This is a genomic window from Flavobacterium sp. UBA6195, from assembly GCF_002422095.1.
In the GTDB taxonomy this organism is placed as follows: domain Bacteria; phylum Bacteroidota; class Bacteroidia; order Flavobacteriales; family Flavobacteriaceae; genus Flavobacterium.
Window position 1 is genome coordinate 1 of the sequence record NZ_DITB01000122.1, and the last position, 21041, is coordinate 21041.

A 21041-nucleotide genomic window follows, 5' to 3' on the forward strand; every position below is an offset into this window, starting at 1 on the left:
TCCAAAACCCTAGCAAATACAAGCCTTCGCAATTTTGTTGAAAACTTGTACGAAAAACAACGCAAAGTGGTACTGAATTTGTTCTAATTTTAGGCATCCCAAATAATAAAAAACTTCCAAAATCATATTGAAATTTACTTGAAGTATACCTGAACTTCAAGCAACTAAACCATTTCAATTCGTGACATTGGAAAAAGTGTAACCAAATAACAACTAATGAACAAATTTAACACCGGCAAAAAACGTGAACTTAAAAGGGCAAAACATCAAAAAATCATTGTTCTCAGAATGGAGAACCATCGACACAGCACAAAGTGCAGCTTCTATTTTTGACATTACGCACGACCAGGAACCCACACTGGAAAACTATTGTATTGCTTTACTTGAAAAAGTATTTACAATCCCACAATCCCAACTACCCGAATTCATAAACTACCAACTCCAACTTGCCCAAGACGGAAACACTTGGTTAAACAAGTTTGAAAAATTATTAGCCAACAATGAAGAACTATTCTTTAGCCAAAAGGCATTGAGTAGATTCAACAAATTGTACAACATCATCGAGAAAAAACGAACGGAGCTGCAATCTTCGAGCGTAAAAGAAACCAAACAAATTACTCCGAAAAGGTTAATCAATGCCGAATCAGAAGATCGTTATTTTTCGTTTTTTGAAATCAAACATCAGGTTGAAAAAATGGAATCGTTCAATGAAAAAATAATCTTTTTGAACGAAGAAATTTTCGAATACCGACAAGCTGACATCATTTCAATCAATAATAAGCTGCAAGCTTATGACCAGCAATGCGTTCAATTCATTGAAAAATTACAAACGCTTCGCAAAATGCGTTCAGAAATTGAGAAGGAAAAAGAACTAGAACTGGAGAAAAAACTAACCACTAAAAAACTAAAATTCAACGGAAATCTAAACCAATTAGTAGACATATTCTACCAACTAAGTCGGGAACTATTTGTTGATGGAAAATCATTTATTGATGCTTCCAATGGCGAAATAGTAAATATGATCGTCAATAACTTCATCGACAAAGACAACAACGAAATAAGTCCCCAAACTGTCGAAACCATCCTCAAACCATCACGAGGCGATAAACGACCGAAAACCCACAAACGTATTGACCTCGATAATTTCCTTTAAAAAATAATAGTCCCTTGGGACCCGATTGGGACTAAGGGACTTTTTTTTACTTCACAATTTTGCTCCATAAACTTTTAAAAACTACGAAAATGGAAGCAATTATTTTAACAAAAGACCAGTACAACGACTTAATGGCAAAATTAGACGCAATTCAAAGCCAACTAAACACCAAGCCAGACCCAAAGAAAGAAACCTTCTTAGACAATCAAGAGTTCATTATGCTCATGAAAATCTCCAAACGCACAGCACAAACCTGGAGAGATGAAGGCAAAATCTCATTCAGTCAAGTCGGAAGCAAAATCTATTACAAACTTTCTGACGTTGAAAAACTACTACAAGAACACTATAACAAATCATTCAAAGGCAAATAGTATGAACCAGTGCAACGGAACATGTGAGGTTTGTGACTGTAAAACAGGAACAACCACAAAAGCTATTCACTAATCACTTTTCACTAATCACTCAAACATGATAACAATCTTCAAAAACTTCAACGAAGTAATAGAACACAAAACAATTCCCGAAATCCTACACGAAATCAAAACCGGAAAGTATAGACCAGGGATAACCTATTTGCGTAAATCATTAGCCGAAAACAAACTAGAAGCCTATGAAAAAGCCAAAAAATCATTGCCTGCATTCACTCCTTCAGGAAAATTTGTAGGTGGAAGAAAAATGGAATTTCTGGAAGCATACTCTAATTTCATTATCCTAGACATCGATAAATTAAGTCAAACCGATTTACAAAACGCAAAACAAAAAGCCAACCAATCCGAATACACCTATGCAAGTTTCATAAGTCCATCAGGTAATGGATTAAAGATTTTAGTAAAAGTAAACACCACAAAAGAAGACCACAAAGAAACCTTTTTGGCCATCCAAAAACACTATGAAACTCTATTAAACCATGAAATAGACAAATCCGGAAAAGACATAACCCGACTATGTTTCTACTCATTCGATGATAACCTTTATCAAAACGAATCTGCAAAGGTATTTGCAAGCGAAGCCATGCAAACTAGTCAAGCTGAGCCTGTCGAAGCTTCAACAACCTTAAACTTGAAACCTGACACAAGCTTTCTTGAAAGCGAACTGGCGAAGCAAACTTCAAACAGCGAAGCTGTATACTACCACTGCATCCGCTTCACCGAAAAAAAAGTGCAATACGCGACAGGTAGCCGAAACGTATTCGTACACCAACTCGCGTGCAACCTAAACCGAAAAGGCATATCATTAAACGAAGCACTTAGCTTTATATTAACAGACTTTGGCTATGACGAAAAAGAAGTAACACAAACCGTTCACAGCGCCTACGGAAACATTCACGAATTTGGAAAAGATGAAAAATTTGAAACAAACAAAAACAATAAAAACAACACAAAAAAATCAGACAATCAAAACCTGTCACCTCGAGCGGAGTCGAGAGGCGACTTCTATGAGGACGAAGAAGAAGAAAAAACAAGAATAACACCAATCGACAAACTAGAAAATTTTCTAACATCTCGATACAATTTCCGTCACAACATAGTATCAGGTAAACTAGAATATCAACAGCTTTCAAGCTCCTCCCTTTCGGGGAGGTCGGGTGGGGCCAAAAAGAAATGGCATGTAATGAACGACTTTATTGAAAACTCAATGCTTCGTGAATGTTTAAAAGGAAGAATCAAAACAAACCTTTCTTCTTTGCGAAACCTATTGTATTCCGATTTCTGTGAATTATATAATCCGTTCGAAGATTACTTTTTCAATTTACCATCGTATGATGAAAAAACAGATTACATTTTAGAATTGGCAAACACGATAACCACTACAAAACAAGAACTTTGGCAAGAGTGTTTTAAAAAATGGATTGTAGCAATGGTAGGTTGTGTATTAGATGACAAAGTAATAAATCACACGGTAATTGTATTCAGTGGAAAACAAGGATTAGGAAAAACTACTTGGGTAGAAAAGCTAGTACCTAGAAAATTAAAAGAGTATTTGTTCTCTGGAACCATAAACCCAAACAACAAAGACACTTTAGTGCAGCTTTCAGAATGTATGTTAATCAACCTGGACGAATTAGAAAACCTAAACCGTTCCGAAATAGGAAGCTTAAAAGAAATAATTACAAAGACACAAATCAGAATGAGAAAAGCCTACGGACACAACAACGAAACCATGCCAAGACGCGCATCATTTGCCGGAAGTGTCAACACAGCGCAATTCTTAAACGACAGTACAGGAAGCAGACGATTCCTTTGTTTTGAAGTAGAAAACATCCAATACCAACACGAAATCAACATTGACAATGTATTATCACAAGCCTTGTATTTATTCAAAACAGGATTCAGACATTGGTTCGACCAAGAAGAAATCAAAAACATCACCGAAAACAACGAACAATACCAACTACGAAGCCCAGAAGAAGAATTGCTTTTAACATGGTTTGAACCTTGCGATAGAGAAAATGCCACCCATTATCTAAACGCCTCACAAATAGCAGCAAAACTAGCCGAAAGAGCAAAAATTACCATCACCGATGGAACAATAAACAAAATCGGAAAAGCTTTAAAAAAACACAATTTCACAAGACTAATGCGAAAAGGAAGTCCAGTCTACGCAGTAAAAGAATTTACCTACGAAGAAGTAGATCAAACCAACCGACAATCCGAAATATAAACCCAAAATTATCAAAAGTGGGTATCCCAAAAATAGAATGCTTGTCAAACTGAACTTGTTTCAGTTTCTCCAAAACTGATAAAAATGAATTTGGAAAGACAAAGAAATTCTCGTTAGGATATCCACTTTTTTTTCTGCCAACTGACCACCGAAAACTGAACACTAAAAAGAGGGTGTAAGGGGTGTAACCAAATTTCCACACAAACATTTTTTGTTTTTTTACTTTTCAAATTTTCTAGCAACATCAGCACAATCAAAAGCAAATCAATAAAGTACTAAGTTCGTTTTGCACCCAATTCCTCAAATAAATCCGTTTTTTTTATTTCTGAAAAAATAAAAATCTTTTACACGTTTTTTCCCTACACCCTACACCCTGCATAATTTTGCAGTATTTTTCATCATTTTTAACGTAAATACGGATTTCCTCATTCCCAAATCAATACTTTTTTTGTATGTTTGTTAACTTATATTTAAGATAGATGTCAACAAATTTTTTTACAAACAAAAACGATAATAATCTATTTATCAAGTTTCAAGGTGTTCTTGAGAATATACCAAATCTTAATTCTTTTGATGCATTAGTTGGTTATTTTCGTTCAACAGGATATTTTAAGTTAAGACCCTATTTAGAAAATATTCTACATATACGTATTTTAGTAGGAATTAATGTTGATTTATTAGCTGCTCAATACTCAGCTCTAGGTCAGCAATATCTCAAAGACCCTATTGAGACGAAAGATGCTTTTTTAGAGCGTTTGAAAACTGACATTGAAGAAGCTGAATACAATAAAGATATTGAAAATGGTATTTTTCTATTCATAGAAGATATTGTAACTGGAAAAATTCAAATAAAGGCACACCCTGAAAAAAATCTACACGCTAAAATTTACATTTTCAAACCTGAAAATTTTAACGCAAATTCAACAGGAACAGTAATAACAGGTTCATCCAACTTTACTGATAATGGACTGGGAACATCTGAAAAATCAAACTATGAATTCAATGTTGAATTGAGAAGATACGATGATATAAAGTTTGCATCTGATGAATTTGAAGCTTTATGGCTTGAAGCTATTGACATTCTTCCAATTGATGTGCAAGGTCTTAAAAAGGTAACTTATTTGAATGATGAATTCACACCATTTGAATTATATATCAAGTTACTAATTGAATATTTTGGTCGTAGAATTGATTATGACCCCGCTAATGTTGATTTGTTATTGCCTGACAATTACAAACGATTAACCTATCAAGCAGAAGCAGCAATAGAAGGATATGAAAAACTGACAAAATACAATGGCGTTTTTCTTGCTGACGTTGTGGGGCTTGGAAAAACTATTATCGCATCAATCATTGCTAAAAAGTTTGTTTTTGAAAATGGCTACCATTCAAAAATATTGATTGTTTATCCCCCTGCATTGGAAGCCAACTGGAAAAAGACAATCAAAGATTTTCATATTTGGAACAACTGTTCATTTATTTCAACAGGAAGTTTACATAAAGTAATTGATAATGAAATTCTTGACTATCCTAATGCTGATGAGTATGATTTAATTATCATTGACGAAGCCCACAAATTCAGAAACGACACTTCACAGATGTATGAGAAGTTGCAAACCATCACGAAAACGGATAGGAGAATTCCTGGGGTTGATGGAGATGTAAAAAAGAAAGTGATGCTGCTTACCGCAACACCACTTAACAATCATCCGGCGGACATAGAAAATCAAGTTTATTTGTTTCAGGATAAACGAAATTCCAATTTACCTGCAGTTAAAGACTTGCAACAATTCTTCACGCCTCTAAAAGAGGAATACGATAAACTTAAAAAGGATAGAGTTTTAAATGTTAAAAAAGTCAAAGCAATCTTTGATAAAATTCGTGACAAAGTTGTTGAACCTTTGGTGATAAGAAGAACTCGAACCGATATTTTAAACAACCCTGAATATCTAAAAGACATTAAAGAACAAGGCATTGAATTTCCAGAAATAAATCCACCGAATGAAGTAAATTATGAATTTGATGACAACCTTTCTCAGCTATTTGATAAAACTATAACTCTTTTAACTGGATTAGATGAAAACGGTAAAGAGGTCGGTGGTTTAGGTTATTATAGATATAGAGCGATTGAATACTTAATAAACGAAGAAGACAGAAAACGATATGGTGATGTAGAATCTATTTCGGGCAGACTTTCTGCCATCATGAAAACATTATTGGTGAAAAGATTGGAAAGTAGTTTTTACGCTTTCAAAATGTCATTAGGTAGGTTGTTGAAAAACACAGACCATATGATAAAAATGTTTGAAGATGACAAGGTTTATGTGGCACCTGATATTGATGTAAATAAATACTTAGACGAAGGTGATGAAGAAGGATTAGAAGCAAAAATCAACTCAAAGGGTGGTAATAATCAAATTTATCAGACTAAAGATTTTAAAGAAACTTTTATCCCTTTGCTGAAACTAGACAGAAAAATGGTAGCTGATTTAGTGGAAGCCTGGAAAGAAATAAACTATGACCCTAAATTGGAGAAGTTCTTACTAGAACTGAAAAACACCTTTTTAAAGAAGTCTGCCAATCATTCTGGTAAATTGGTAATTTTCACAGAGTCCAAAGAAACAATGGACTACATTGAAAAAGCTACCAATGAAGCGGGATATACCAAAACAATTGGAATTAGTGCAAACAACAGGAAAGAAAAAGAAAAAACGATTCGGTTGAATTTTGATGCTAACCAAGACAAGGCAGATTGGCAAAATGAATTAGATTTTATTTTCACTACGGAAGTATTAGCTGAGGGTATAAACTTACATCGTTCAAATGTAATTATCAACTATGATGTACCTTGGAACTCTACGCGATTAATGCAAAGGATAGGTCGTGTCAATCGTATTGGTACAGAGGCAAAGGAAATTAATGTATTTAACTTTTACCCTTCCGACAAATCAGAGAACCAAATAAAATTGACCCAAACGGCTATTAAAAAATTGCAAGCGTTTCATTCTGCTTTTGGAGAGGATTCTCAAATTTATTCACAATTAGAAGAAGTTGGAGAAGCAGGTTTGTACGGTTCAAAGTTGAAAGAAGAAATTAACGAAACGCTACTCTTTTTGCAAGAACTTAGAAACTTTAAAAAAGACAATAAAAAACATTTTGATGCCATTGTGAAAATTCCACAAAAGGCAAGATTGGGTAGAGATGCAGATAATGTAAAAACATATCCAGTTGCAAAATGCTCAGTTACTTACCTAAAAAGTGAAGGACATCCTGGGGTGTTTTATAAAATTGATGAAAGTGGCATTGTACACGAACTCAATTTTGTTGAAGCAGCGAAAATTTTTAAAGCAAATGAAAAAGAGGATGCAATAAAACCACTTCCAGAATTTCATCACGAGCAGGTAAATAAAGCAACAGAACATTTCAAAACAGTTGTAAAAGTTACGGAGAATCAAAAAGTAACCAAATCACAATTGTCAGCTATTGAAAAACGTGTTTTGAATGTTTTACCAACATATGCAGCACAGGTAAAAGATACTTTCTATAAGCAAATCTTGCAAAGAACGATTGAAGAATTATACAAAGGTTCGCACAGAAAGCTACCCAATAATATTGATGCTTTCATTAAAAAAGCAAAACAAGAAAAAATAAACGACTTGGAAATATGGGTAGACAAGCTTTATAAGGAAGTATTGGCAGAATATAAATTCAGCGATACAGAACCTGACAACAATAAAGCAAAAGTGAAAAAGATTTTTGCTAAACCTCAAATTGTAATTTCAGAATCATTTAATTGATCAAGATGAATAAAGATACTTTAATACAACTTTTCAAAGCACCCTACAAACGTCAATCGTTTATAGACAATGCTTTATTGCCTACCTTTCAAAGCAAAGTGGCAAACCTTAAGATTTATGACCAACAAGGAGTTCAAAATATAGAACTATCTGCATCAGAGCAGAATTATGCTGTTTCAGTAGTAAAATATGGTGAGTTTCAAACCTTAGATGAGTTGCCGAGAACGGTAGAACTCTTTGAAGTAATTGTAAATGATAACAAGCAAATAGAAAGAAGTCGAGTTGGCTTGGGAGCATTAGTAAAAAAGCACATCATTGGAAATAATGCTGTTTTAGTCAATTTTGCTTATCAAAATCCTGAAAAAAGAACATGGCGTTTTTCGTTTATTGCCCGTGATGGAGTTTTTCAAGATGGAGAAATGCAAAACACAGATACACACCCTAAACGATACACTTACGTTTTTGGTGAAAAAGAAGAAACCTATAAAACAGCACTCGATCGATTTTTTATTCTGGGTAATGAATTAGAAATCACTATTAATAAAATAAAAGATGCATTTGGTGTCGAAGCTATGTCTAACGCTTTCTTTGATGAATATCGTGATGTACATTATGCGGGTTTTGTGGATTATTTGATGCGTTCAAATTTCAAAAAATCGGCTTTCAACGGAAACGACAAAGATGTTCGAGACTTTGTAAAAAAGCTCCTGGGTCGCATAGTGTTTTTGTACTTTCTACAAAAGAAAGGGTGGTTAGGGGCAAAAGACACTTCGTATAAAAACGGAGACAAAAACTTTATGACCAATTTCTTTAAAAAAGCAGGTGCGAATGATGCTTTTTATGTCAATTGGTTGTCTAAACTTTTTTTTGATGCTTTGAATAAAGAACGCCCCAATGAAGATTTCACAATGCCTGATGGCGAAGTGGTAAAGATTCCTTATTTGAATGGTGGATTGTTTGAAAAAGAGACAGAAAAATATGATTACTTGACTTTTCCTGCCGATTTATTCACCAACTTGTTTGCGTTTTTTGACCAATATAATTTTACAATTTTTGAGGATAGTCCCGAAGAACACACCGTAGCAGTTGACCCTGAAATGCTCGGTCATATTTTTGAAAATTTACTCGAAGACAACAAAGACAAAGGAGCATTCTATACGCCCAAAGAGATTGTGCATTATATGACACAAGAATCTTTGATTGAATACCTGCATACTCAATTACCCGATGCAGACAGAACAGAACTCGAAAACTTTGTAAAAAACAAAGACAATAAACTTAGCAAGGAACACAAGGCAGCAATAGACCAAAAACTCGATACTGTTAAAATATGCGACCCTGCTATTGGTTCGGGTGCATTTCCTATGGGCTTGTTGCAAGAGATTTTTGGACTGAAAGAACGAATTGCTTACGATTTGGGATACAAAGTTTGGAGTCCTGCTACCGTGAAGGAAAACATCATCCAAAAATCTATCTATGGCGTGGACATAGAGCGTGGTGCGGTGGACATTGCCCGTTTGCGTTTTTGGCTATCTTTGATTGTAGATGAAGAAATGCCTAAAGCCCTGCCTAATCTCGATTATAAAATTGTAGTGGGCAACAGTTTGGTGAGCAAGTTTGATGATACCGTCATAGAAATAGATTGGAACGAGAAAAGTAAAGCGGGTAGAAACGATGCTAATCTATCTCAAATGAGAAAAAATTTAGTGGTGATTTCAGAAAAGCAAAAACAATTTTTTGAAAGCAAAAGCAACATTCAAAAAGCGAAACTGAAAGTCGAAATAAGAGCTTTAAAATTAGATGTGTTAATGAACCAACTTTTATTTAACAAGGCATCTTATCTCAATAAAAATCAAAAAATAACAGATATGGGTTTTGGCTTAAAAACCAATGACCAAAAAAAGAATTTGGAAATAGATTTTCAGGTAGCAGAATTTAATCAAGCCCTTGCTAAACTTCAAAGACTCAAAGAAAACCCTGAGCAAGATTTTAGTCATTTTGATTGGAAATTGGATTTTCCTGAGGTATTGAATCCTCTGGTCAATGAAATTACTGGGTTTGACATTGTGATTGGGAATCCCCCTTATTTTCAATTAAGAGAAATCGATAGAAAGCTTCAAGAAGAATACAAGAAATCAAAATATTTTGAGTTTGCTAAAGGTGGCAGATTAAATGTCTATCAATTTTTTATACCTTTTTCAGTCATTGTAACAAAGTCTCAAGGTATCACGTGTTTAATTACTCAAAACTCAATATTAGCAGAAGACACTGCAGTTTCAAATAGAAAATTTATTTTTGACAATACAAAGCCAATCGGATTTTATTCATTTCCTGAAAGAGACAATGTAAAAACAAGAGTTTTTGAATCAGCAAAAATGAGTGTTGCAATTTCTTTGCTACAAAATTCAAAACCTATTGTTAATGAAAATTTTAAAGTCATTGTTTGGAAAGATAAATTAATGTCTTCTTCAACTACTTTAAACACCAACTATTCGGAAATTATAAATCTTTACGGGGAAAAACTCATTATACCCTCTGCAAATGATAGCACTTTTTATTTTCTCAATAAACTAAAATCAATCACAAATAAACTACAGTTTAAATCTCAAGCAGGTGAAATTGATATGTCTAAATTCAAAGATGATTTTGTTTTAGAAAAACAAAACAATATTAGAGTTTATACTGGAGCACAAATTTTGAGATTTAAAACAACTGACAAACCTTCTCAAGGAAATGTTTTATATCTATCAACCAGAAACATCCCAAATACACCAAAAGCCTCTTATCGTTTAAAAGAAAGAATATGTATGCAACGTATAACTGGTGTGGATTCAAGACTTCGTTTAATTATGACAATCCTTCCAGAGAATTCCTTATGTGCAAATTCCACAAATTTCATAGGTGGATTATCCAGAAATGAGTTACGCTACTGTCTTGCTGTATTAAACTCAAAACTGATTAACTTTTACTTCAAACTAACAAGCACCAATACAAATATTACAACATCTGAAATAAACGCAATACCAATTCCAATAAATGGAGTAAAAGGAATTTTACCTTTGCTTATCGACATTATATTGAGTTTAAATAAGAATGGTTTCAATATAGCCGAAAAACCTATTATTGAAGAAATCGAAGAAGTAATAGACGCCTTAGTTTTTGAATTGTATTTTCCTGAAGAGTTTGCAGAAAAAGGCATTGCAATAGAAAAATATGCCAAAAACATTTTTAAACCCATAGAGGGTTTATCGGAAGATGAGCAGATAAAAGCGATAAAGGAGGCTTACGAAACTTTGCGTGAGAAAGATAATCCGCTTCGTAATCAAATCAAGTTAATGAAGATTGAGCTGAAAGAATTATTGTTACCTATTTTAAGTGTTTAACAATGCAGAAAATTAAATCTATAACGCTCCGTAACTTCAAGTACTTTTTTGGCAAAGAAACGGAGCAAACGCAAAACAAGATAGAACTAGACAAGCAAAATCTTTTGCTTTATGGTGAAAATGGAAGTGGCAAAAGTTCTATTTATTGGGCTTTATATACTTTTCTGCAAAGTGCCATAAAAGACCCACGTTCAGAAATTGAAAAATACTTTGACCCAGTAAAAGACCAAAACTTGCGAAACCGCTTTGCCCAACCAGATGATGAATCGGGTATTATTGTAGAGTTTACCGCACCCTCTGGAGGCACTATTAAAGAGCTAAAACGCAACACAGATAGAACATTCAGTATCAATACTTATCGAGATACTTTTACAGAAAGGGCTTTAATAGGCAGTGATTTTATCAATTACAAGTTTCTATCAAAAATCTATGATTTCCGCAATAGTGAACCTATTGATTTATTTGAAATGTTTGAGCGCGACATTTTGATGTTCATAGATTTTGAAGAAGCCTACACCGAACACGATGGTACACTCTCTACAAAAACGTACGCAAGCGATTGGTGGAAGTTTATTTGCGATGCACCCAATAACCTACCATATAATGGAAATATTGTAAGTGTTGGTACTGATGAATATAGACGTTTTAAACATACAACTATACCAAGATTTGTAGAACTATTAAAACGTTTTTTGATAGATATTACCCAAGGAGCAAATGAATATCTACAGCAAGAATTCAATGAAGATTTCACATTAAGTTTTGATGTAGATAATATCGATTGTGATTATAATAAAAATGTAAGCACACGTGCTAAAGATGGTAAACTTCACTTTCCGAAGATTCCTCTGAAGATATTCTTAACAAATCCGAATTTACCATTACAGGAACGTGAAGTTAAAAAACCACATACTTTTCTAAATGAAGCACGTTTAACGGCCATTGCTTTAGCTATTCGTTTATCCATTTTAGACAGAAGACCAACATTCCCAAATTCAGCAAGAATTTTAGTTTTAGACGATTTGCTTTTGAGCTTAGATATGAGCCATCGAGACAAAGTGCTGGATATTTTGTTGAGTGATAGTTTTATAAATACCTATCAAATATTAATACTCACACACGATCGAGCATTTTACAATATGTGCAAAAACAGAATCCAAGACCGTTTTGAATCGGGTTGGATTTTTAAAGAAATGTATCAGCACCAAACTGATACTGGCATACCTTGTCCGTTTATCCCTGAGCAAAGTAATTATTTAGATTTAGCCAAGAAGTACCTTAAAGAATTCGACTATCCTGCAAGTGCAAATTATTTGAGAAAGGAAACAGAAAGGGTTTTATGCAAACTTTTACCACATAATCTTACTTTGTTCTTGAAAAATGACGAAGGTTCTAAAACGGTTAATTTAGAAACTTTAATTTATCGTTTCAAAGATTATTATAATTCACTCGGTGGTGATTTCACACCGTTTCTTAGGTTAAAAGAACATAAAGATTTAATACTTAATCCGCTTTCTCACGACAACACCCATTCACCCATATATAAGTTGGAATTATTAAATCTTATCAAAATATTGGATGAACTTAATTTAATATCTGTAAAAACGTTGGTTGACGTTAATGATGACCCGAACTCAATTTTTGAACTACACGAAAGTGATATAAATAATGATGAATGGGTTTATGAGTTTTACCCTTTGGAAACTTTTAGAGTTTTAAAACACCCTAGTCATAATTGGCTAATTAAGTTTCCAAAATCTCATTTTATCAGAAGAAAAAATATCACTCAAAACTCTGACTTTGAAAATGTAAATAAATCTTATATGTTGGATTATGGTTATGAGAAAATAAGATGGACTTTGGGTACAAAAACAAATACCATTGATAACATTAAAGACTTGAAAGAAATCATTTTTAAAGATGGACAAAAACTAATCGAGATATTAGATACTAAGGTATCTATTTAATATTTTAGTTTGGTTATTAAATTAGATTTGAATTTCTAATTCTTTAAAATATTTCAATTAAAATAATAACAAATATGACAATATACACACCTGGACAATCATACACCTTTCAAGTGATTGGAATCAAAGAAGAAAACGATTCCAAATACATTTATCTATCTGATGGAATTAAAGATACCTATCGTGTAAAACCATACGATTACCAGTTAGAATGGGAGGAATTTAATATTCCAAACAAAATGAATTGCTTCGTAAAAGAAGTTAACATTTGGGGATTACCATATTTAGTTCAGGACAGAAAAGAAGTACTTCAGTTTTGTTATGCAGACTTAAAAACAGAATATCCTTTTAAAGTGGTAAATATTGGTTTAGACTCCAATACACAAGCTGTTTATTATGAATTAAAAGATTCATTTGGTTTGTACCACAGATATTATCCTAAAAATAATGAACCAAAACATGAAATTGGAGATATTTTCAATCTGGTGGTAAATAGTATATATGATAAAGGATACAACAAAGTAACGCTAAATCTCGAATATCCAGTTGAATTAATCGTAACAAAAGAAAATATAACCCAAGAAATTTCTAACGACCCAAGGCTGGAAAGCAAATTTGGATACGAATCAGCCACCAAAGAATTTAAAACTTCTATTGTTTTTCCAGCGGGTGGCATAGAGCCAAATATTGACCGTCAATTATCTTACATTCTCAAAACTATCGCTGGTTTTCAAAATGCGCATGGTGGTGAATTATACTTAGGGGTGAATGATAGTGGAAGTATAAGTGGTATTAATGATGATTTTAAATATCTTAATTCCAGCGAAACAGATACCTATACCTATAGTGAAAACATAGATGGTTTCGAGTTAAAAATAAGAAACACAGTTAAGCAAATCATGGGAGGTATATCGAATAGTCATATCGATTTTCAATTTAATAATGAAAACAACAAAGACTTCGTACTCTTAAAAATTAAAGAAGTAAACAGACCTGTTTTTGTTAATGGAATTAAATTGTTCCAAAGAACGGGCAACATGACTCAATTACTTAAAGGTGATGAAATTACCTATTTTATTGAAAATAGGCTACAACTGAGAAAATCGGAAATAGAAACCATACAAATACCAGATACCTTTGTTGATGAAGTTATACCTGAAATTGTCGACAAAAAACCCGAAATAAAAGTTACAGAAGAACCGTTACCTACGTTTTATTTACCTCAATTTACCGAAATTTTTAGAAATGAAAAAATTTGGTATTACCTAACGATTTACAGTACTGGTGAGTGGTCATTCCAAAAACATGAGGCTTTGGATGAGGATGTAATGATAGAAATTCCAATTTATAACAACTGTAAAAAAGGTAGAATAGTTATGGTGTATCACAACGGTTGCGTGAATACAGTTGTGCCCTATGATTTATTTTACAATAAAAACAATGCAAGTAAGACATCAAAAAAAGAAGGAAAAAGATATAGCAATGGTTATAATGTAAGTGGAATAATCAAAGAGTTCTGTTGTATACCAGAAAACTATTTTCTAGTTTTTTATAGTAAAGACATTAAAAACAATATGGAATACACTAAAATTCATAAAGTAGCTGATATTTCAGCTCATGTGGGGTTACACGCAGAAGGAAATGTTTTAATTAATCCTAGATTTAATGGTGAATTAGTAGACGTTAAAATTTTACCAAATTTTATAGAGCATCTAATTACAGGACTAACCTTTACAAAGAACCAAACGTCAACAACCTTAGGAGTAAAGAATAATGATAAAGATTATAGAAGTGCATTTCAAACTCTAAAAGTGTTAATTGAAAAATACAGTAATTTTTGGAGCAAATAACATGACAAAAGAAGAAACACACCAGGCATTTTTAAATACTACATTTAAAGTAAAAGGAAATTATAATTTTGATATTAAAATTGATTGTGTAATAGAAAAAGCGAACCACCTAGATAGTTTTGCTTTTATAACAGCTTGGAATCCATTACCAGAAATTTTAAGTTTGGAATCAAATCAATATCGAAATATCGAATTAAAAAAAGATATTGAACAACTTGCTTTTATATATGTTGATGGTTTGGGGATTTCTGATGATGGAAATTGGTCAGAAGAATCTTTTTTTATAGAAAATATTTCATTAGAAAAAGCCAATGAATTAGCTAAAAAATATGGGCAATTAGCTTTTGTTTTTGGATATAAAAACAATAAAGCAGCTTTGATATATACAAAATAATGAATTTTTTTCTTGCACAATTCGATTTTTTTTTATAATATTTGTAGAGCATCAAGAACCCGTCACGGCGGGTGCCAACCGATCAACTCACGACACGGTGGCTTAGTATGCGGAACAGTCGTTCAAATGTGTTGAGAAACCACAATTCTTATCGCTTTGTACGTTAAATAATTTGTTTAATCAAACAGTAGTGTCTTGTTTAGAGATACGCAATCACTATTGTAATAAATCTTTTAAACGTATGGTAATTTATGAAGACAAAGACTTTTTAAATCCAGTCTGCTTATCTCTAGTAGTAAGAGTAGATAGTATTAATAAAGCATATGGAGATATAGCTTCATTTGCAAATAAGTACAAATTAAAAGGAGTAACTAATGGAAAACTTTATTGTGTTGCTTTTATGACAAGTCCATCAGATATGTTGGATACAATAGAAAACGAATATTTGTTATCATGTAACTTCAAATTTGGAATAGATTATATCTATTTTAATACCGAACCGTATTATGGTGTTCGGTTTGAAATTAATGAAGATGCCTATAAAGAACTTCCCTACACAAAAGGGCTTAATTGGATAAAAAGTATTTTACTACCTAATGGAAATTATATTTGGTTTACTGATTGTAATATACCTCTGAGAGAACAAGAAAAAGAGGTAAATACTATGGCTTACTTTTGCCGTTCTCATGAAGATATCAATAATATAAATCCCGTTTTGATAAGAGAAAATGAGAGAAGTATGTTCTTTAAAGTTTCCTATTCAGAACATATCTATATGGTATCTAGAGATTTAATTGAAAGAGAGTAATTTCTTTAAATTTTATTAATTAACTAAATACAGAAATTATGTATCAGAATAGAGGTCTAATTACGTTCGTTTATATTGAACAGATTTCAAAAAATTGGGCTGAGGTACTTTATATTATGGAATTAATACAACTTGTTTACCCAGCAAATTTAGAATCTTGTATTATTGAACAAAAGGAGAAGTATGAGGCTTTTAAAGTAGAATATGAAATGTTTGGCAATATAAACTTTGATGAATACGAAATTGTTTGGGAAGACACTTGGTTTCATACCTTAATCAACAAATGGCAGGAAGCTACAAAAATAGCAAGAGCTTTAATTGATCATTTAATGAAATCTAAAAACGATGAATTATTACTGAAAGCCAAATCCCTAAAAAGTCAATTAGTTTGTGATTTATATACCTATTGGTATGAATTAGTCGAATGGCATGCAAAGGTAATGGAGGGCAATTAATGAATATTTTACTTGCAAAATTCAATTTTTTTTTATAATATTTGTAAAGCATCAAGAACCCGCCTAGACGGGTGCCAACCGATCAACTCACGACACGGTGGCTTAGTATGCGGAACAGTCGTTCAAATGTGTTGAGAAATCCCAATTCTTAGTTACATTTTGTCGACATAACAGTAGTTTAATTTTAATTTGTTATGTTTATGAAAACATCAGCTATCTCATTGATTGAGAAAAAACCACACCGCGATGGCGGTACGTATGACCATTTAAAAAGTCTGGAAGTTTATTTAGTTACAAATGAAGCCAGAACGATTCTCTTACAAGAGATAATCGTACAAAAGGAATTCCAAGTTTTATTGCACATCCAAAACCAACAATTGACCACTTTGCTTGATTGCACAGGTGTGACACCCTACGAAATTTGGTATTTTGACGAAAAATTTCAATTTACAGGTAAAGCTTATAGCTTGCACGAAGGTTCCGGAACGTTTCAAATTCAAACCCAAGCCAAATGGGTGCTTTTTGTTCATTTGCATTCGAAAGAGTTTAAAGATTTGCAAGATTTCAATTGTTCAGAATTGGACATAACGGATAAGTATGGTATTATTAAAAGAGAATTTCCTTATGGATACGGTGTGTTTCCATACTTGATTGTTAAACACGAAAAATCGCCTTGTTTTTCGCAAATTCCAATTCACATTAACCCTAATGATGACAACCTCCCAGGTTGGTCTATTATTATGAAGGAAGTGGATACAAATAATGAAGAAGAATTAGAAAATGCGTTAATAGACGCAACCAAAGACTATTACCAAAACTTGTGTGAACAAAGAAACAATACGCCCAAAGTAGCCTTGGTATTAGGTCGTAATAAGGCCTATTATTATGGGGTTGATAAAGAGGTTGCCTTTAATGCTTCGATACCTTCGGGCGGTGTTTTGTTAGCAGCCTCGGGACAGATAATTGCAAAGAATACGTACCATTTTATCTAAATCAGGTAGCATGATTATTTCTTTAATTATTTCACTTAAAATCAATTACTTATGAAAATCACCAAAAACAAAAGCATCATCGTTATTTTTGTTCTTTTTCTTTGCTTAGGCAGTGCTACACTTTATAAATATCGTTCTAAAATATACTATGCCAAAAAGTATCTAATTGAAAAAGAACAATATCGTTACAAGGCAACAACGAATCCTTTGCGAGATAAAATTCCAAATAGTCCAAATGAAATTATCTTCGGATTAGATCTTTCACATCATCAACGGCATATAAATTGGAAAAAAGTGGCTCAAAATCCACCTCATTTTATATTGTTTAAAGCAACGGAAGGAAGTTCACATAGGGATTCCAAATACAAACATCATGTAAAAGAGGCACGAAATCATAATATCATTGTAGGTGGCTATCATTTTTTTAGTTATCAATCCTCTGGAAAAGGTCAAGCCAAGCACTTTCTTAAACAGCTTCAAATTCAAAAAGGCGATATACTACCGGTATTGGATGTGGAGTTTACAAGAACAATGCAATCAGACGAATGGATAACACAAAATATTGCCGATTTTATTGATGTTGTGGAAAAAGAAATTGGAAAAAAGCCAATCATATACTGCGAAATTGCGTATTACAATCGTTTTATAAAACCTAAATATGGCGATGAACTGCAGCTTTGGTTGAGTGATTTTAAGAGGAAACCCAAGAATCATTTTATAATATGGCAAACAACAGATAAATATAAACAAGTAGGTATTCCAGGCACGGTAGATTACAATATTTTTAATGGAACTAAGTCAGATTTAATGAATTTCACCTATTAAGGACATGCCTTATCAATTCTTAATTATAAATAAAGAGAACCAAAAATGAAAAATACAGATAACAATTACCCAAATTGGGAAGCTATATTAGCTACAAAAACAGACGAACAACTTGTGGAAACCTATAACCATGGCGTACAATTAAGAGCATGGGGAACAGCTCGCATGAAGTATATACATCATTTAAAAAATGAAATCCTAGTTAGAAATTGGGATGCTAGTATCTTATTTTCTGAGGATAAAAATACCTTTTCATTGGCAAAACCAGTTGTATTAGAAAATGGAAAATTAAAATTTCAATAGTTTAATTCTTAAATCAGACTTATTTATATGAAACTAATATTTAAAAGACCGTACTTAACTTTAGCTATTACAATACTTTTAGCAGTAATTACCTCAATTATCATCAATTGGGTGAAAGTTGCACAACTAACTTTAAAATAAGAATCAAATGCAAAAGGCAGTTTACTTGGTTTTATTAGTTTTCACTTCCATGTGTTGGGCACAAGACAGTTCATTTCTTGCCGTTGTAAGAGTAGATTACAGCAGTACTTCAGGTAAAGAAGATACCCAATTTTCACTAGATAAGGAACGTCATATTTTTTTATTGAAAGTGATAATAAGGAAGAACTACTTTTTTATAATGCATTTCTAAAAGAAAATGAAGAATCGCATAGTGCTGGAACCATAAAAAGTGTAAAACGAATTAAAAATACCAAGGCGCAACAGGTGTATTCCTTTGAATGGAATTTTGAAAACAGTTATGATGCAATTAAAGGAAAAGCATTTGTTACTTTGGAAATTGTAGAAAGCGAAACCACTAATAAAGAGAGCAAAGCGAAAATTACCATAACTAATGAAAAAGACCTAAAGCTGGTTTATGAAGGCATAATCTCGTATTATGTAAATCCATTATTGTTTTACTACCGTTTAGAAAAAATAATATAACAACATCAAATGATACAAAAACACCACATCGTTTTTTTAACAGGAGCTGGCATCAGTCAAGAAAGCGGCATTAGTACCTTTCGAGATGCCAATGGATTATGGAACAATCACAAAATAGAAGAGGTAGCTTCACCTGAAGGTTTTGAAAAAAATCCACAATTAGTATTAGATTTTTATAATGCAAGAAGAAGGCAACTCGATGAGGTAGCGCCAAATGAAGCACATCATTTGATTGCACAATTAGAAACCAAATACAACGTTACCGTAATCACACAAAACATTGACGATTTACACGAAAAAGCAGGTTCCACAAATGTTCTTCACTTGCATGGCGAATTAAAAAAGTCAAGAAGTAGTAAAAATCCTAATCTGATTTCTGATTGTACCCATGACATAAAACTTGGCGAATTAGCTTCTGATGGTAGTCAACTCAGACCACATATCGTTTGGTTTGGAGAAGCTGTAACAGAAATTGAAAAAGCCATAGCAATAACACAATCAGCAGATTTATTTATAATAGTTGGAACATCAATGGTAGTCCATCCAGCAGCTTCGTTGTTATTAGCTGTTCCTGTTGATGTGCAAACCGTTTACATCGACACGAATCCAGATGTGGAAGAAGGAATTAATTTATTGGTCATCAAAGAAAAAGCTACAGCGGGAGTTAGAATCTTAGTGGAAGAATGTTTGCCGCAGTAGGACAATAAAACCATGCATAAGTAAAAATCAATGTATTAAATTTTAAAGTATGATATTAAATCCCATTACAAATGAACTCTTTTCAGATTCTGGAATTTTAATCAAAAAATTAGAATGTCCTTATAAAATAGCATGGAAAGATTTAGAAGTTATTAATAAGGTTTCAAGAAATTGTTCGGTTTGTGATCATCAAATTTTGGATACTGCCTTTTTTAATGATGATACGCTTTTAGAGGTTGTAAATAAAAACCCTGCTACCTGTTTTAAAGTAAATATAAATCAAGAAAACCTTAAAATACTACCTATAAGATATGTTAAACAATAGCACTAATTCGAAAAACTTAAGAGTTATTAAAACGGCAAGGAATATCAAAGACATTAATGATGGAGCAAAAAAAGGTTTCAAGCCTTTAATGAAAAGTGTTGTTCCATCTAAAGAAATACGAACAAAATATGCAGTTCTTCAAAGCAAAATCACGGGTGAAATAAAAATTATAGGTGATTACAGAGCCGATCCCTATTTATTCGATAAAACTAACGATGAATTTGAAAAAGTAATTGATTGGTCTTATTATTATCCTTATAGTTTTGAATCTCCTTATGCAGCATATTTACTACCTCCTGATTTAAAAATCAACGAACGTGTTTTTTTAGAAGATTTAATTGAAGATGTTGTAGGATTAGTCTGGAATCAAGGAGATAAATACAGACTTTCAAGTGTTGAAGCAATTTGGAATGGAAACGATTTTGAATTGGATTACCAAAAAATGATAGATATAAACGAAATTGTTGGATAAGAGATTGTTTTAAATATGATATATGTAATATGATTGATTTAATAATTTGAGTGTTCTTGACTTTCTCTTCTATGTCTGAATACTTTCTCATTCATAAAAGATATTCAAACTAATACATATTAATGATTATACCATACAATGAGAAGTAAATTTAAAATAATCTAAATTAGATATTATACCAAAAGGTCTTCTGTTCTAAGACTATTATTCAGAATTTTATAAAGTGAAAGGCTCGGGCATTCTTGGTTTCCATTTTCCCGCTATCCGTTAAACACGGTATCACTTCTATCGGGGCTCATATCTTTGTTAAGA

The 21041-nt window shown here is 32.6% G+C and carries 18 protein-coding genes and 1 riboswitch; all 18 genes read left to right on the forward strand.

Translation table 11 applies throughout. The features are described 5' to 3' along the window. Window positions 1-244 precede the first annotated feature (244 nt). The 18 genes from B4I81_RS10790 to B4I81_RS10875 all read left to right on the forward strand — a co-directional run bounded on the left by B4I81_RS10790 (window position 245) and on the right by B4I81_RS10875 (window position 20729). Window positions 245-1153: a hypothetical protein gene (locus B4I81_RS10790; RefSeq protein WP_291110540.1), complete on the forward strand. Its 909-nt coding sequence runs from the start codon at window positions 245-247 to the stop codon at window positions 1151-1153. Between the two features lie 89 nt (window positions 1154-1242). Next, on the forward strand, window positions 1243-1524 hold the full coding sequence (locus tag B4I81_RS10795; protein WP_153200096.1) for a helix-turn-helix domain-containing protein: 282 nt from the start codon (window positions 1243-1245) through the stop codon (window positions 1522-1524). A 97-nt stretch (window positions 1525-1621) separates the two neighbouring features. After that, the gene (locus B4I81_RS10800) at window positions 1622-3814 is read left to right on the forward strand and encodes a VapE domain-containing protein (protein ID WP_291110542.1); all 2193 of its coding nucleotides are present in this window, start codon (window positions 1622-1624) and stop codon (window positions 3812-3814) included. A gap of 479 nt (window positions 3815-4293) precedes the next feature. Beyond that, on the forward strand, window positions 4294-7611 hold the full coding sequence (locus tag B4I81_RS10805; protein ID WP_291110544.1) for a helicase-related protein: 3318 nt from the start codon (window positions 4294-4296) through the stop codon (window positions 7609-7611). A 5-nt stretch (window positions 7612-7616) separates the two neighbouring features. Further along, window positions 7617-10994 carry an Eco57I restriction-modification methylase domain-containing protein gene (locus B4I81_RS10810; protein WP_291110546.1) on the forward strand — a complete coding sequence of 1126 codons (3378 nt, stop codon included), beginning with the start codon at window positions 7617-7619 and terminating at the stop codon, window positions 10992-10994. A 2-nt stretch (window positions 10995-10996) separates the two neighbouring features. After that, on the forward strand, window positions 10997-12961 hold the full coding sequence (locus B4I81_RS10815) for an ATP-binding protein (protein ID WP_291110548.1): 1965 nt from the start codon (window positions 10997-10999) through the stop codon (window positions 12959-12961). 74 nt (window positions 12962-13035) lie between these two features. After that, window positions 13036-14811 carry a helix-turn-helix domain-containing protein gene (locus tag B4I81_RS10820; RefSeq protein ID WP_291110550.1) on the forward strand — a complete coding sequence of 592 codons (1776 nt, stop codon included), beginning with the start codon at window positions 13036-13038 and terminating at the stop codon, window positions 14809-14811. After that, the gene (locus tag B4I81_RS10825; protein WP_291110552.1) at window positions 14780-15205 is read left to right on the forward strand and encodes a DUF3293 domain-containing protein; all 426 of its coding nucleotides are present in this window, start codon (window positions 14780-14782) and stop codon (window positions 15203-15205) included. Before B4I81_RS10820 ends, B4I81_RS10825 begins: the two co-directional genes overlap by 32 nt. A gap of 400 nt (window positions 15206-15605) precedes the next feature. Next, window positions 15606-16013, forward strand: coding sequence for a hypothetical protein (locus B4I81_RS10830; protein ID WP_291110554.1), 408 nt, complete (start codon window positions 15606-15608; stop codon window positions 16011-16013). 38 nt (window positions 16014-16051) lie between these two features. Continuing rightward, entirely contained in the window at window positions 16052-16468 is a 417-nt protein-coding gene (locus B4I81_RS10835; RefSeq protein ID WP_291110556.1) for a hypothetical protein, read from the forward strand. Between the two features lie 43 nt (window positions 16469-16511). Continuing rightward, a riboswitch (SAM-I-IV-variant riboswitch) is annotated at window positions 16512-16608 on the forward strand. A 60-nt stretch (window positions 16609-16668) separates the two neighbouring features. Next, on the forward strand, window positions 16669-17460 hold the full coding sequence (locus tag B4I81_RS10840) for a hypothetical protein (protein ID WP_291110558.1): 792 nt from the start codon (window positions 16669-16671) through the stop codon (window positions 17458-17460). A gap of 51 nt (window positions 17461-17511) precedes the next feature. Then, a complete protein-coding gene (locus tag B4I81_RS10845; RefSeq protein WP_291110560.1) occupies window positions 17512-18285 on the forward strand; it encodes a glycoside hydrolase family 25 protein in 774 nt (257 codons plus the stop codon). Between the two features lie 45 nt (window positions 18286-18330). Continuing rightward, window positions 18331-18588: a hypothetical protein gene (locus B4I81_RS10850; protein ID WP_291110562.1), complete on the forward strand. Its 258-nt coding sequence runs from the start codon at window positions 18331-18333 to the stop codon at window positions 18586-18588. A gap of 148 nt (window positions 18589-18736) precedes the next feature. Beyond that, entirely contained in the window at window positions 18737-18940 is a 204-nt protein-coding gene (locus tag B4I81_RS10855; protein WP_291110564.1) for a hypothetical protein, read from the forward strand. Between the two features lie 74 nt (window positions 18941-19014). Then, the gene (locus tag B4I81_RS10860; RefSeq protein WP_291110566.1) at window positions 19015-19233 is read left to right on the forward strand and encodes a hypothetical protein; all 219 of its coding nucleotides are present in this window, start codon (window positions 19015-19017) and stop codon (window positions 19231-19233) included. A gap of 12 nt (window positions 19234-19245) precedes the next feature. Next, the gene (locus B4I81_RS10865) at window positions 19246-19932 is read left to right on the forward strand and encodes an SIR2 family NAD-dependent protein deacylase (RefSeq protein ID WP_291110571.1); all 687 of its coding nucleotides are present in this window, start codon (window positions 19246-19248) and stop codon (window positions 19930-19932) included. A 49-nt stretch (window positions 19933-19981) separates the two neighbouring features. Next, a complete protein-coding gene (locus B4I81_RS10870) occupies window positions 19982-20257 on the forward strand; it encodes a hypothetical protein (protein WP_291110568.1) in 276 nt (91 codons plus the stop codon). After that, window positions 20244-20729: a hypothetical protein gene (locus B4I81_RS10875; protein ID WP_291110570.1), complete on the forward strand. Its 486-nt coding sequence runs from the start codon at window positions 20244-20246 to the stop codon at window positions 20727-20729. Before B4I81_RS10870 ends, B4I81_RS10875 begins: the two co-directional genes overlap by 14 nt. Window positions 20730-21041: the final 312 nt, after the last annotated feature.

What these genes read in the sequence shown, in the direction of transcription:
- B4I81_RS10795 (WP_153200096.1), top strand. Translation starts at nt 1,243, where the DNA reads ATGGAAGCAATTATTTTAACAAAAGACCAGTACAACGACTTAATGGCA.
- B4I81_RS10800 (WP_291110542.1), top strand. Translation starts at nt 1,622, where the DNA reads ATGATAACAATCTTCAAAAACTTCAACGAAGTAATAGAACACAAAACA.
- B4I81_RS10805 (WP_291110544.1), top strand. Translation starts at nt 4,294, where the DNA reads ATGTCAACAAATTTTTTTACAAACAAAAACGATAATAATCTATTTATC.
- B4I81_RS10810 (WP_291110546.1), top strand. Translation starts at nt 7,617, where the DNA reads ATGAATAAAGATACTTTAATACAACTTTTCAAAGCACCCTACAAACGT.
- B4I81_RS10815 (WP_291110548.1), top strand. Translation starts at nt 10,997, where the DNA reads ATGCAGAAAATTAAATCTATAACGCTCCGTAACTTCAAGTACTTTTTT.
- B4I81_RS10820 (WP_291110550.1), top strand. Translation starts at nt 13,036, where the DNA reads ATGACAATATACACACCTGGACAATCATACACCTTTCAAGTGATTGGA.
- B4I81_RS10830 (WP_291110554.1), top strand. Translation starts at nt 15,606, where the DNA reads ATGACAAGTCCATCAGATATGTTGGATACAATAGAAAACGAATATTTG.
- B4I81_RS10835 (WP_291110556.1), top strand. Translation starts at nt 16,052, where the DNA reads ATGTATCAGAATAGAGGTCTAATTACGTTCGTTTATATTGAACAGATT.
- B4I81_RS10840 (WP_291110558.1), top strand. Translation starts at nt 16,669, where the DNA reads ATGAAAACATCAGCTATCTCATTGATTGAGAAAAAACCACACCGCGAT.
- B4I81_RS10845 (WP_291110560.1), top strand. Translation starts at nt 17,512, where the DNA reads ATGAAAATCACCAAAAACAAAAGCATCATCGTTATTTTTGTTCTTTTT.
- B4I81_RS10850 (WP_291110562.1), top strand. Translation starts at nt 18,331, where the DNA reads ATGAAAAATACAGATAACAATTACCCAAATTGGGAAGCTATATTAGCT.
- B4I81_RS10855 (WP_291110564.1), top strand. Translation starts at nt 18,737, where the DNA reads ATGCAAAAGGCAGTTTACTTGGTTTTATTAGTTTTCACTTCCATGTGT.
- B4I81_RS10870 (WP_291110568.1), top strand. Translation starts at nt 19,982, where the DNA reads ATGATATTAAATCCCATTACAAATGAACTCTTTTCAGATTCTGGAATT.
- B4I81_RS10875 (WP_291110570.1), top strand. Translation starts at nt 20,244, where the DNA reads ATGTTAAACAATAGCACTAATTCGAAAAACTTAAGAGTTATTAAAACG.